The sequence below is a fragment of the Moorena bouillonii PNG genome, assembly GCF_001942495.1.
Classification (GTDB): domain Bacteria; phylum Cyanobacteriota; class Cyanobacteriia; order Cyanobacteriales; family Coleofasciculaceae; genus Moorena; species Moorena bouillonii.
On record NZ_MKZS01000001.1, the window covers coordinates 5319602 to 5333661 of the forward strand.

At 45.7% G+C, this 14060-nt stretch carries 10 protein-coding genes and 1 pseudogene; 6 read left to right on the top strand and 5 right to left on the bottom strand.

Annotated features, from left to right (window positions below):
- Positions 1-298 precede the first annotated feature (298 nt).
- From thrS to BJP37_RS21665, 5 genes and pseudogenes are all read left to right on the top strand, one after another.
- Positions 299-2116, top strand: a complete 1818-nt coding sequence (gene thrS / locus BJP37_RS21645) for a threonine--tRNA ligase (RefSeq protein WP_143727731.1) — start codon at positions 299-301, stop codon at positions 2114-2116.
- A gap of 862 nt (positions 2117-2978) precedes the next feature.
- A complete protein-coding gene (locus BJP37_RS21650) occupies positions 2979-4403 on the top strand; it encodes a DUF11 domain-containing protein (protein ID WP_075901870.1) in 1425 nt (474 codons plus the stop codon).
- 125 nt (positions 4404-4528) lie between these two features.
- Positions 4529-4672: pseudogene (locus BJP37_RS44680) on the top strand (hypothetical protein); the annotation flags it as partial.
- Positions 4673-4723: 51 nt separating this feature from the next.
- Positions 4724-7771 carry an SdrD B-like domain-containing protein gene (locus tag BJP37_RS21660; protein ID WP_075901872.1) on the top strand — a complete coding sequence of 1016 codons (3048 nt, stop codon included), beginning with the start codon at positions 4724-4726 and terminating at the stop codon, positions 7769-7771.
- An 85-nt stretch (positions 7772-7856) separates the two neighbouring features.
- Positions 7857-8564, top strand: a complete 708-nt coding sequence (locus tag BJP37_RS21665; protein ID WP_075901874.1) for a Uma2 family endonuclease — start codon at positions 7857-7859, stop codon at positions 8562-8564.
- Between the two features lie 137 nt (positions 8565-8701).
- On the opposite strand, the gene BJP37_RS21670 is transcribed toward BJP37_RS21665, so the two are convergent.
- The 4 genes from BJP37_RS21670 to BJP37_RS21685 all read right to left on the bottom strand — a co-directional run bounded on the left by BJP37_RS21670 (position 8702) and on the right by BJP37_RS21685 (position 10880).
- Entirely contained in the window at positions 8702-9271 is a 570-nt protein-coding gene (locus tag BJP37_RS21670; RefSeq protein WP_075901876.1) for a Uma2 family endonuclease, read from the bottom strand.
- A gap of 345 nt (positions 9272-9616) precedes the next feature.
- Positions 9617-10186 (bottom strand): Uma2 family endonuclease, encoded by a 570-nt coding sequence (locus BJP37_RS21675; RefSeq protein ID WP_075901878.1) that lies wholly within the window; start codon positions 10184-10186, stop codon positions 9617-9619.
- A gap of 61 nt (positions 10187-10247) precedes the next feature.
- On the bottom strand, positions 10248-10445 hold the full coding sequence (locus BJP37_RS21680; protein WP_075901880.1) for a hypothetical protein: 198 nt from the start codon (positions 10443-10445) through the stop codon (positions 10248-10250).
- A gap of 96 nt (positions 10446-10541) precedes the next feature.
- Positions 10542-10880: a 2Fe-2S iron-sulfur cluster-binding protein gene (locus tag BJP37_RS21685; protein ID WP_075901882.1), complete on the bottom strand. Its 339-nt coding sequence runs from the start codon at positions 10878-10880 to the stop codon at positions 10542-10544.
- 449 nt (positions 10881-11329) lie between these two features.
- Here BJP37_RS21685 and cimA point away from each other — a divergent pair, with 449 nt between their 5' ends.
- Positions 11330-13192, top strand: coding sequence for a citramalate synthase (gene cimA / locus BJP37_RS45145; RefSeq protein WP_075901884.1), 1863 nt, complete (start codon positions 11330-11332; stop codon positions 13190-13192).
- A gap of 28 nt (positions 13193-13220) precedes the next feature.
- Here cimA and BJP37_RS21695 read toward each other — a convergent pair whose 3' ends face one another.
- Complete coding sequence (locus BJP37_RS21695) at positions 13221-13793, bottom strand: DUF1131 family protein (RefSeq protein WP_075901886.1); 573 nt, start codon at positions 13791-13793, stop codon at positions 13221-13223.
- Positions 13794-14060 lie beyond the last annotated feature (267 nt).

Sequence of the window (14060 nt, forward strand, 5' to 3'; positions counted from 1 at the left end):
TGCTATCCATTAAGTACCAAAACCATTAAGCCAACCCGTAACCCCTAACCCCTTGCCCTAACCCTCAACACTAAATTGATAGAGTACTACACCAGAAACATGTACTGCCCCAAAAACTAGCGATGCAGCGCGGTCTTGGGAAGGCAGCGCCGACCTGGGGGGGTTCCCCCCATGAGCGACTGCCGTGGTTTCCCCCACTCGCGCTTTGCATGGCTGACAAGGTTTGTATCATAGAGGAATAGCACAAAATTGGTGTTACGGTCATAGCGCGTTACTCAATTCCATAGAACAGTCACCGATGGTTAACTCAGAACCCTCCGAACAGCCTGAAAAAATTCATTTGCCCCGTACTAGCGAATCCGAAACCCTAAAAAGGCTCCGTCATACGACTTCCCATGTGATGGCAATGGCCGTGCAGAAGCTATTTCCGAAGGCTCAGGTGACTATCGGTCCTTGGATTGAAAATGGTTTTTATTATGATTTCGACCAGCCAGAACCGTTTACTGAGCAAGACCTGAAGAAAATCCAAAAGGAAATGGTCAAAATCATTAAGCGGAAGCTTCCGGTAATTCGGGAAGAGGTGCCACGGGAAGAAGCTCAACAGCGGATCAAGGAACTGGGTGAACCCTATAAACTGGAAATTTTGGCAGATTTAGAAGACCCGATCTCGATTTACCACCTGGGGGATCAGTGGTGGGATTTGTGTGCTGGCCCCCATGTGGAAAACACTAGTGAAATCAACCCGAAGGCAATTCAATTGGAAAGTGTTGCTGGGGCTTACTGGCGAGGGGATGCGAGTAATGCTCAACTCCAGCGCATTTATGGTACAGCTTGGGAAAATCCAGAGCAACTACAGGAATATAAGCGCCGTAAGCAAGAAGCCCTGAAACGGGATCACCGTAAGCTGGGTAAGGAACTGGGACTGTTTATCTTTTCTGACCCGGTTGGACCAGGATTACCCCTGTGGACCCCGAAAGGAACAGTTTTGCGTACGCTTTTGGAAGATTTCCTCAAGCAAGAACAGGTTAAACGAGGTTATCTACCAGTGGTGACACCCCATATTGGTCGAGTAGACTTGTTTAAGGTATCCGGTCACTGGCAGAACTATAAAGAGGATATGTTCCCGATGATGGCTGAGGATGAGGAAGCAGCAGCCGCAGAACAAGGATTTGTCCTAAAGCCGATGAATTGCCCCTTCCATATCCAAATTTATAAGAGTGAATTGCGCTCCTACCGGGAATTGCCCATGCGCTTGGCAGAATTTGGTACAGTATATCGCTATGAGCAATCTGGGGAACTGGGGGGGTTGACCAGGGTGCGCGGTTTCACGGTGGATGATTCTCACCTATTTGTGATGCCGGATCAGTTGGATGGGGAATTCATCAGTGTGGTGGATTTAATCCTGTCAGTGTTCAAAAGTCTGCAACTTAAGAACTTTAAAGCACGGTTGAGTTTCCGTGACCCGGCCTCGGATAAGTATATTGGTTCCGATCAGGCTTGGGAAAAAGCCCAAGCAGCAATTCGCCGTGCTGTGGATACCTTGGGCATGGAATCCTTTGAAGCACCAGGGGAAGCGGCATTTTATGGCCCGAAACTGGACTTTATCTTCCAGGATATCCTCGACAGAGAATGGCAGTTAGGAACGGTACAGGTGGATTACAACTTGCCAGAACGATTTGATTTGGAGTATGTGGCAGAAGATGGTACTCGCCAACGCCCGATTATGATTCACCGTGCCCCGTTTGGGTCCCTGGAGCGGCTAACTGGGATATTGATTGAAGAATATGGGGGAGACTTCCCCTTCTGGTTAGCACCAGTACAAGCACGATTGTTGCCAGTCGGGGACGTACAGTTGCCTTTTGCTCAGGAAGTGGCAACAAAAATGCGATCGCATGGCATTCGAGCAGAAGTCGATACCAGTGGGGAAAGGCTTGGTAAAGCAATTCGTAATGCCGAAAAGGCTAAAATCCCGGTGATGAGTGTGATTGGTGCCAAGGAAGTCGAAGCAAACAGTTTAAATATTCGTACCCGTGCCGCTGGGGAATTGGGAATGATGCCCATAGACCTGGTTGTAGAAAAGATGGAGCAGGCAAATCGGAATCGGGAGAATTTTTAGACTCTAAAGGAAATAGGGAGTAGGGAGTAGCGATGCACCGCGTTTTGACTCGGTGCATCTTTTTGTTGTTAATCTATAACGAGGGCGATGCATCCCTTCTGCCTTCTGCCTTGCTGTTATGCATTAAAAATGCCTAACAGCTGATCACCACAGGTATGGGAGAGCCTATGTTTTTAGCAATTTTTCGGTTTCTAGAAGTCCTATAACTATTTATATTAAGTTTTGTGAAGCCACTCAACACTTCTGCTTCTCCATCCTCCCGATCTTGCCTCTTTTATCCCGATCTTAAGTTTTTTCCAACTTTTAAGTCAATCCTATTCCAGTTAAGAAGCTGCTTCCGTAAACATGATGATGTGTAATTCACGGATATCACCAATTTAAAATTTTTAAATTTCAGGTGAAATTTCAGTAATTATCTCTAGGCAAAAGCAGCTTAAATGAAGCAATCCTAGATTAGGACAATAACAATAGTTTAACTAGAAGAGTTAAAACCAGCGAAAAATTAGGGTGCGATCGCTTTAATCTGTTTTAGGCAAAGCTTAAAAGCGATGCAGTGGCCTCATGGGGGTTTAACCCATGAGCCACTGTATCAAGACAAGGTCTGCTCGCACAAAAAATAGCACTACTAATTAAGGAAAAAGCCGTGTTCTCACTAGGGAGATTTACTGACTAACTATGGGGGGTTATCACTTGCATAAAGCACAATCAATTGGGCACACACCGTGCGCCCATAAAGTTTATTTGTGTTTCCGTTTATTTGTGTTTTAATTCCTATCCTTTGAGTAATCTCTCGATACCGGATTTGTCTATAAAAACGTCTTTAGTTTAATTTCTCAATTCTCATTATTCATCGCGGCCAGTCATGAAATCTTTATTGAACTATCTCCAAGCGATCGCACCCGATTTGGGTTCAAAAAGCCTACCCTATCCTCTTTGGAAAATTTTTCCTTGCCAGTTTCCTGGCCATACACTGATTGGCAGTGTGATGTTAGTCAGTACGATCGCAGGTTACGCTACTCCAGTATGGGCTGATGCCCAACTCCAGTTGGTGAAAGTGGCTAATGATGCGGATGGTAATATCATTACGGAAGTTCCATCAGGACAAGAATTTATCTACACCATCCGGGTCTCCTGTAGTGGGGATGAGGACTGCCAGGATGTGGTGATTACTGACCAACTCCCTCCTGAGATTGATTGGTCTTCTAACAATGTCAGCATCCTTCCTGGACGTCCTGCTACTGTCAGCTATGACGAGGATACAGGACTGGCTACCGTTGAGTATAATTCACCCATTCCAGCAGGTTCCCCTGTCAACTTGGAGATTCGAGTCCAGTTTCCCCCCGGTACGACTGTAAACGATATAGAACCAACTAACCTAGCCGAAGGGACAAGTTCTAATACCGAGAATGCCACCTCCAATGCTCTAAACATTAACTCTGATATCGATTCAAACGCTGCGTTAAACAAGTGGACATTGGAGAAAAATCGGGTGATTCCTAGCAATGGTGATCCGGCTCTTGATTCACCAGTGACCTATGAGATTAAGCTTTGCCACGACCAGAATCTTGAGGGTGGTCTAAACCTAGAAAATGTCGTTGTTCAAGATACTCTTCCGGTTGGGTCAAGTTTTCTTAGTGCTACCAATGAGGGTACCCATAACTCAGGGGTTGTCACTTGGAATGTCGGTAACCTCAGTATTCAGAGTGGCAGAAATTGTTTCAACGCACAAGTCTCTGTTGAGTATCCTAGTGCTACCTTCAACACTAGTGGTGCCAATAGTACTGTGATTAACCCAGCTGCCGCAACAGGAGAACTGATTGATGGCACCCCGTTGAACTTAAATGGTGAGGCTGAACATGGTTTTGCAGACCCGAACTATCAAGGCACATTGAATTCTAAATCATTCTCGGGTCAGGTGGCTATTGGCAATGAATTTGAGTTTCGGCTTGACCCAAGAAATACCGGTAATGTACCGATTACTACTCTAACAGTCACTGACGACCTAGATCAAGTCAATGAGGATGGGATTAACCTCTTAGATCAGGTGCGAGTCACTAAAATTAGCACAGGCAGATACAACAATTACACCGGGGATGTGATTGTCCGCTACAAAACTAATCTCAACCCCTTGACAGCCGGTACCTCACACCCTCAGAACACCACCCTCACCATTGGGACGGACATCACCTTAGGAGCAGGGGAATACATTACAGGGGTTGAGTTCGAGTACACCAATGTACCGGTTTTCAAGCTACAGGAGGCAGTAATAGACCAAAACTGTTTGTAGAGGTTCAGCCTGACCGCGAGATTGGGGAGACGATCAAAAACTGTGCCCAACTGACTTGGACGCCCAATTCACCAACAGACCCCCTGGAACAGTGCCAAGAGACAGAAATCTCGGCATTACAAGCCATCGTAAATCCAAACAAAAGAGACGAAACTAGTAGTGGACCCTATGCTCCTGGTGACACCATAGAATTTCGGCTACAGTTTCGCAACGAGTCGAGCGCTACCGCAGATTATGTCAATCCCATTATTGCCGATTTACTGCCAGCAGGGCTTGAGTATGGGGGTGCCTGGAGGTTTACCAATGGGGGATCGAGTAGTTTGCCCGCTGACCCTCCCATCAACTTCGAGGCCATTCCAAACTACAACGGCACCGGTCGCACGTTGCTGCGTTGGGAAATTACAGGAACCCAAATACCAGAGAATAGGTGGCTGAGAATCTATGTCGATACAGTGGTTGAGCAGGGCGTGAGTACAGGTTCGTTGACTAATGAATTATTCATCATGTCCAACGATAGTGTGTTCGATTGCAACAATAATAACCGCAGAACTCAGGATACGGTTGATGTGGATGGGGATGGCATCACCGATGAGACGATTTGTCGCAGAACAGCAAACGTTGAAATAGCTGGCATCGCAACCCTCGATTCACAAAAGGTAGTTCAGGGTGAGGTCGATACCAGTTTCTCCACTAGTGGCACCACGGTTCCGGGGGGACAGGTAGATTACCAGCTCACGATCACCAATCAAGGCACGGTGCCGATGACTAATATACTTGTAGTCGATATGTTGCCTGCCATCGGTGATACTCAAGTGCTCAATACTAGTACAGCCAGGGGTTCCCAATGGCGTCCTAATCTCGCTGGTCCGGTTACCGTGGCAATTCCTGGTGTTACGGTTGAATACACCACCAACTCCAATCCTTGCCGTCCCAATCCTAGTGATGGTCAAGACCTTAATTGGCCTAGTGGCTGCGTCAATGACTGGAGTACTACCTTTCCCAGTGACCCCAGTGCGGTCACCGCTCTGAGGTTTAACTTGGGCAACCTAGTTCTCGACCCCCTAGAGTCGGTGGTCCTCAACTGGCCAATGCGAGCACCGGCTGGAGCACCAACCAACGGCGAGATTGCCTGGAATTCCTTTGCTTTCGTCTCGACACGAACGGATCAATCCGGTGCCGCAGCTACCCTGTTACCCGCAGAACCCCCCAAAGTCGGCATTGTGATTCAACCCCCCACCCCTGCCATCATTGGAGACTTAGTCTGGGATGACCAAAACGGTAATGGGATTCAAGATAATAGTGAACTGGGTATCAATGGGGTGCGGGTTGAGTTGTGGCAAGATGGAGGTGATGGTCAACCTGGTACCAGTGACGATAGTTTCTATGGGTTTACCTTAACTGCTCCCGATGGTACCGGTAATGATGGGGTTTACCTTTTCTCGAACGTGCCAGCGGGAGATTACTTTCTGAAATTCATTCCCCCAGACAACCTCAATCTCTCTCCTCAAGACCAGGGTGGTGATGAGACCGCTGACTCCGATGCGGATCCCAATACTGGACAGACAAATGTTTTTAGTGTTAACCAGACTACAGACACGAGTGATTTCGATGCTGGACTAACTTCTGTAGACCCAGCTACCGCTAGTTTAGGTGATTTCGTTTGGTTGGATACGGATGGCAATGGTAGTCAAGATGGGGGTGAAGTTGGTGTCAATGGCGTCACTGTTGAACTTTATGATACTGCTAACACTCTGATCGACTCGACCCAAACCAGTAATGACTTCAATGATAATCCTGGTTTCTATCGCTTCCGGGACTTGACACCAGGCACCTATTATGTAAAATTCATAGCGCCCCCTAGTCATGCTTTCTCTCCCCAAGACCAGGGTGATGACACTCTAGACTCGGATGCTGATGCTACTGGACAAACGGGTAATATTACCTTGAATGCTGGAGACAGTAACCAGGATGTAGATGCAGGAATAGTACCTCAGCCGATCTTAGGTGATTTTGTCTGGATTGATAATAATGGTGATGGACTCCAAAACATTGGTGAATTGGGTTTCAATGGTGTGACGGTCAACATTTATAACCCTGGTGGAGATGGTCAGCCTGGTGGCGGGGATGATAGTCTAGTTGCCACTACAGTGACTAGCAACGATGTGGCTGGTAATCCTGGTTTCTACTCCTTCTCTGGCTTAGCAGCAGGAAACTATTTCTTAGAGTTTATTGCCCCATCTGACTATGAAATTGGTTTCCAAAATGTGGGCAATGATGACACGATTGATTCTGATGCTGATCCAACTACGGGATATACCGAAGTGTTTGCTCTGGGTGCATCGGAAGACAATCGAGACCTCGATGTGGGGATGATTGCTATTCCGGTTACATCTACTGGTGAAATATCCGGTACTCTCTACCAAGACGACAATCCCCAAAACGATACTTTCGACAATGGTGAATCTACCTTACCTGCCAACATTACGGTAGTACTATACCAAGACGTTAACAGTAATGATGTTATCGATGCTGGTGATACCCAACAAGCCACTACTGATACTGATAATAGTGGCAATTACAGCTTCACCAGCTTAGAGCCAGGGAAATACATTGTGCAAGTCGATACCAACGATACTGAGATCCCGGATGGGTTGATGTTAGGAACCTCTAATGATATACCGATTGAGGTGAGTACTACTGCTGTTACTGACATTAACTTTGGGTTTGATGTTGAAAGCCTCCCCAACGTGATCCTGGTCAAACGTATTACCGCTATCAAGCGCAAAGACAGTAATGTTTGGGAATCTTTACCCACATCTGGCTCACCTTTTGTTGATGGTATTGATAGTCCTGGTACTGACAATCACGTCGGAAGCGATCGCGCTCCTGACGATAATGATCCTAACTGGCCCAATCCCAATATTTATCTGCGGGGATTAATTAACTCTGGCACAGTGATGCCAGGGGATGAGTTGGAATATACTGTGTACTTCCTTTCCAATGGCAGCAATTACGCCAAGAGCCTGCGTATCTGTGACCGAGTTCCAGCAGAAACTACTTTTATTCCGGATGCCTTCAACCAAACTGCTGGTTTCCCAGCTAGTGATGTCGGGATTGCCTTGTTCGAGAGTACCGATCCTTTACCCAGCAGTGGTTTAGCTGAACCGAACATCTATCTGACTAATATCCCCGATAGCGATCGCGGTCGCTATTACTCACCAGGGACCTCAGTGCCAGCGGGATGTAATGTACCTGTCAACCAAAATGGAGTTGTGGTTGTCGAAGTCGGAGATGTGCCCGAAGCTACTGCACCAGGAGAACCGCCAAATTCCTATGGGTTTATCCGATTCCGGGCTCTAGTGAAGTAAACTGTTACCCCGTCAGTTCTCTGGAATTCCCTAACTATGATAATAAGAGCAGATAATAAGAGCAGGCTCGCAGAGGAACTAAATTATGATAGCTAGTACAGCTACTTACGAAGTTACCTGGGAAAAGTTACCTGATGATTTCGTTCTTGATGACGAACCAGTGGATAATATCAATCAACCAGCCCTGGCTGCTGCTCTGACAGAAAGTTTGGAAATTGCTGGCAAACTACCAGTTAATGCCCTGACTACTACCAATTATGGCATCTGTGCCACTTTGAATGGCAAAATCGTGGTCAAAGCCCCAGATTGGGGATATGTCCCATCGATTCGAGTACCCAGAGAAGAAGTCAAACGTAGTTATACCCCAAGACTTCAAGGGGACATTCCTGCTATTGTCATGGAATTTCTATCAGATACTGAAGCTGGGGAGTATTCCAACAAGCCAACCTATCCTCCGGGCAAGTGGTTTTACTACGAGCAAGTGTTACAGGTTCCCAACTATGTCATTTTTGAGCCAGACACTGGCGAAATAGAAGTCTATCGGTTAGATGATTCAGGACGTTATCAACTCCAACCACCCGATGGTAATAACCGTTACTGGATTGATGAAATCAGCTTATTTCTGGGTATCTGGCAAGGAACTAGGGAAAACCGAACTGGTTACTGGTTACGTTGGTGGGATCAGCAAGGAGAACTGTTGCTGTGGGGTTCGGAGTTGGTCATCCAGGAACGGCAGCGAGCCGAGAAATTGGCAGCGCAGCTAAGAGCAGCAGGCATCGAGCCACAGGGATAATTGCTCAACTGGGATATCATATCGATTCCGGTAGCATTGCTCTTTTCAAGCTTGGGTAATTGGTCATTGGTCATTGTGATTACTCTCAATCCATGACTTATGGCCGATAAATAGAAAAAATAAACGCCAACCGACAATTATTGAACACTTAACCAACTAAACATTTCGGCAACGGATAATTGCCAATCTTTAAGACTCTCTAAGACAGGTAAAATTTCTTCATCTGATTTAATCTCTGGCAATTGATTCGGTTTAAATATCATCACTGATTCATCTTCAGGATCAATTAACCAGCCTAATTCTGTTCCCTGGTTCAGACAAAACAGAATTTTTTTGATCACTTTATTAGCAGATTGCTCAGGAGAAAGAATTTCGATTACCCAATCAGGATAAAGCTCAAATTTATTGGCAATTCTTCCTTTTTCTGTTTTCGGAATACGATTCCAACTAAATACTGTAATATCTGGAACAATAGAACGTCCCCCAAAAGTACATCTTAATTCAGGGAAAGCATGGGCGATTTTTTTCGGTAAAACAACGTCATTTATCGCTGTACCAAGACGAATTTGTAAGGTACTATGTTCTCCTTGGGGCATAGGTTTTTGTTCAATTTGTCCATTGACATATTCACTAGCAGGTTTCGTGTCAGGACGTTCTAAAAATTCCGCCAGGGTCAACGTTTGTCTAATTTGATTTACAGCAACCATTTATGACCTCCTGTTTCTTAGATTTTAAGTAAGCATTCAGCGGTCAGCCGTCAGCCGTGAGCCGAAGGCTCACGCTTCGCGAACAGCTTATTTTATTCAAAAGCTGTTGCTGTAGCGTGTGCTATGGACATAAACTTTTCCCGTAGCGTGGCCACAGGCCTTTGGCTGATAGCTGTTGCCGTAGCGTTCGCGTAGCGCATTAGCTGATAGCTGTTCACGTAGTGTGCGCGTAGCGCATTAGCTGATAGCTGAATGCTTAAGATTTTAACTGTTGCTGGATTCAGTTCCAGTCATGCCCACCAGAAAAGCGATGCTCGGTACGAGCCGCTACGCGAACGCATCCTATTACTCTTTCAACCAATCAAATATCTCACCCACCTTAAGCTGCACTGCTTCGGCAAACTCTGGCACGGGCAACACCACCTCTAAGTTCTCAAACAGTTGCAGGGATTTATCGGCACTATAGACAAATATTAAGGACTCTTCCGGATCCAATAACCACCCCATGTTAGTACCGTTGTCGAGACAATGGAGAATGTTGCGAATAACTTTGGTTTGGCTCTGGTTGGGGGATAAGATCTCGATGGTCCAATCTGGATGTAGATTGAACGAATTGGCCACTTGGCCATCATGATCACGAGGAATCCGTTCTGTACGAAAGACGGCAACGTCTGGGACAATTGATCGGCCACCAAAGGTACACCGCAGTTCGGGGAATGCCTGGGCAGTTCGCTCTGGCTTTAAGGCGAGTGTTAAAGCAAAACTCAATTCCCGTTGAAGGATGCTGTGCTTTCCTTGAGGCATAGGTTTTTGTTGAATTTGTCCATTGACATATTCACTAGCAGGTTTGGTTTCAGGAAGTTCTAAAAATTCCGCTAGGGTTAACGTTTGTCTAATTTGATTAACAGCAACCATTTATGACCTCCTGTTTCTTAGATTTTAACTGTTGCTGGATTCAGTGAAGTAGTGAAATGCTTTAAATTTCCTGGCACTTTCCCTCTTTGAATTCTTGCCTTGCTTGTTTAATTAGATGATCTAGCTTGCCAGATTCAAAGTCTTCCTCAATTTGCTTATCCCATAGAGATTCATAGAATTCATCAAGCCATTTAACCAGATATGTTAACTCTCCCGTAGAGAGTTTCATTACTGCTTCTTTGATTTCTGCAACACTCATAAAATGCCATCGCCTTTATCTACTGCATCACTAATTATAATAACGACAGGCTCTAGGTTTTAACTACATCCGAGGTTCCAGTCACCATAGGCAACTTCATGATTCTGGAGTCCAGACAGTTTGATTTCCTTGCCCCCAAAAGCCATCATATTTGGTAACACAAACATCACCTAAAACCTTAGTCTGACAGGCTAAGCGGCGATTTGCCGTCGGAGAATGGGGCGGAAGCGATCGCCTACCTTTATCTTTCCAATTTGGCTCGGATACTTCCCCGTCTATCTCAACCGCACAGGTACCACAGCTTCCTAATCCTCTACAGTTAATTAGTTTAGCGTTGCCGTTGTATAGGGCAACCCCATGGTCTAGTAACACCTTGCGCAGATTACTGCCCTGGTCACATTCAAAGCTTTTTCCTTGTGCTGTTACTTTAGGCATTATTCAAGATTACTCCTTATCTGTAGCTTATTTTTTAATACAATTAGATGCAGCTATGTTTAATGTTGTGAACAGAGCCAATCTGGCAATACACCAAGGTGCTCTTATTGTTTGATGGTTCTAGATAAGCTGCGTTTATAAATATCTAGAGATAGTTTGGTCTAGTCCTCTGTCTTGATGCAAAGCGCGAGTGGCGCATGGGTCTGTGTGCGGAACCTGCGTCCGCACCTTGTAAGCCCCGTGGAAACCCCCGCAGGTCGGCGCTGCATCTCTTAAGCCTTGATCTATCAAGGCTTAAGAGATGGGTAACCTTCCTACACTGCTAAGCGCGGGTAAATGTCGGAAGGTTATCTGTGTGCCTTGCCTTTGACTAAGCTTTAGGCCATCAAAGCTTACCCTTAACTACAATTTACATTTCTTTACCATAAACTCAACTATTCTAACTGCCCATGACTTCAACAGCTTCTCACCCCATCTGGATTTACGATACAACGCTGCGGGATGGTGCCCAGCGTGAAGGAATCTCATTGTCTCTAGAAGATAAGTTACGCATTGCTCGACAACTGGATGAATTGGGTATTCCCTTCATTGAAGGAGGATGGCCAGGGGCAAATCCGAAAGATGTGCAATTTTTCTGGAAGCTCAAAGAAGAACCTCTCAAACAAGCAGAAGTAGTAGCCTTTTGCTCAACTCGACGCCCAAACATGTCCGCTGCAGAAGACCGGATGCTGCAAGCTATTTTAGCTGCAGGAACGCGCTGGGTGACTATTTTTGGTAAATCCTGGGATCTTCATGTCACAGAAGGGCTGAAAACTAGCCTAGACGAAAACCTAGCCATGATTCGGGATACCATAGAATACCTCCGTAGTCAAGGGCGTCGGGTTATTTACGATGCAGAACACTGGTTTGATGGCTATAAAGCCAATCAAGAGTATGCCCTCAAAACCCTGAGAGCTGCTAAAGATGCGGGTGCAGAATGGCTAGTACTATGTGACACCAACGGTGGTACCCTACCCGATCAAGTTAGTCAAATTGTTAGAGATGTAGCTAAAGAGTTGAATGTTAAAAGGTTGAATGTTGAAAGTGAGTTGAACGTTAGAAGGTTGAATGTTGAAAATCAGTTGAAGGTTGGAAGGTTGAATGTTGAAGGTTCTAATCTTGAACCGGCTAACCTGCAACCGGCTAACCTTGAACCGGCTAACCTTGAACCGGCTAACCTTGAACCGGCTAACCTGCAACCGGCTAACCTTCAACCTGCAACCGACACTAACCTTGAACCGGCTAACCTCCAACCCATGTTAGGAATCCATACCCATAATGATTCCGATACAGCCGTTGCTAATGCCTTAGCTGCGGTATCTGAGGGAGCCTGTATGGTTCAGGGAACGATTAATGGTTATGGTGAACGTTGTGGTAATGCTAATCTCTGTTCTGTGATTCCTAACTTACAGTTGAAGCTAGGATTACGCTGTATTGAGGATAATCAGCTGGCCAGACTGACCCAAGCTAGTCGTTTAATTAGCGAGATTGTTAATCTTGCTCCCAATGACCATGCTGCCTTTGTGGGTCGTTCAGCCTTTGCTCACAAAGGTGGCATCCATGTTTCAGCGGTGGCAAAGAATCCTCTGACCTATGAACATATTCAGCCAGAACAGATTGGTAACCAGCGTCGGATCGTAATTTCTGACCAGTCGGGATTGAGCAATGTATTAGCAAAAGCCCGTAGTTTCGGTCATGAGCTGGATAAAAAAGACCCCGCCTGTCGCGAAATCCTGGAACGCCTCAAAGATCTGGAAAATGAAGGGTATCAATTTGAAGCAGCGGAAGCCAGTTTTGATTTGTTGATGCGGGATGCTTTAGGATATCGAGAACATCCCTTTGAACTCAAAGGCTGTCAGATACATTGCGATATGCTACAAGGGGTCAGTAAACCCTACAGTAATTCTGTGGCAACCATTAAAGTATCTGTTAACAACCAGGAGATTTTGGAAGTAGCAGAAGGCAATGGACCAGTTTCAGCCCTTGATGCAGCCTTGCGCAAAGCCTTGGTGAAGTTTTACCCAGAGATTGCTGATTTTCATCTAACTGACTACAAAGTGCGGATTCTGGATGGTGCTGCTGGCACATCGGCTAAGACAAGGGTGCTAGTGGAATCGAGCAATGGAGAAGAACGCTGGACAACTGTGGGGGTTTCCAGTAATATTCTTGAAGCGTCCTATGAAGCTGTGGTGGAAGGCATTGAGTATGGTTTGCTGTTGGAATCTTCAGCAAAAACACCATTGAGCAATTCCCCAGCCCTGAAAGAGCGGTAATTAGTAATTAATTTTTGCTATTTGCGCACTAAGGTGATACCCAACGTAGACTATCTAGCTTAGCCTTGGTCAGAACCTCTTGGGGAGGTAACTTATGATAAGGTCCTTCCCACTTAACCGGTTGGTATACGTATAGGATTGAGGCATTTTCCTCAAACCTACAAATCACTTTCCCCGTGGACCCTTCCTCACCTGGAAAGCAGTCTAGTTTCTCTTGTCCAGGAGTGGCTGAGTAGGCTATTCCTACCTTCACATCCTTTGGACCAGGGATGCGATCGCTTAGTATTGCCATCCTGCCGATTTTCTGCTGGGAGATGTCGGCATCGATTTCCACTACCGGGCTATCTTGCCAGTAGGCTCTGAAAATATCGTAAGTTTCCCCTTCCGCAGAGGTGGTTTCTTTTTTTACGGTATAACTGGGCAAAGCACTCTTAATGGTATCAGCATCAAAGTTGCTAGTTTTGTTGAGTGTACCCAAACCTTCCGGAGTCAGCCTGAGACTGGACTGAGTATCAGGGGGGGAAGGTTCCTTGGCGCAAGCGCCCAGGATACTCGTGACTAGGACTATGCTGGTGAGGGTAAACAGTGTTTTTCTATACAATCTTCTTAAAGAGTTTATGTCAACTAGTAATTACATTAGTAAAGATTAAGGATGAAGGAAGAATGTCTTCACAAAATTTTACAGTTTTATATAAAAAATCTTTAATTTTTATTGTGATGAAGAACTGTCAGTGATCACTATTCCAAGAGCCTCATGTAAATTATAGCAGAAGTCAGAAGTCAGAAGTCAGAAGTCAGAAGTCAAACTCTTGCGCTTACTTAGGTTTGAGACTTTTGTCATGTCCTAACTGCCCTGGCGACTGCTATA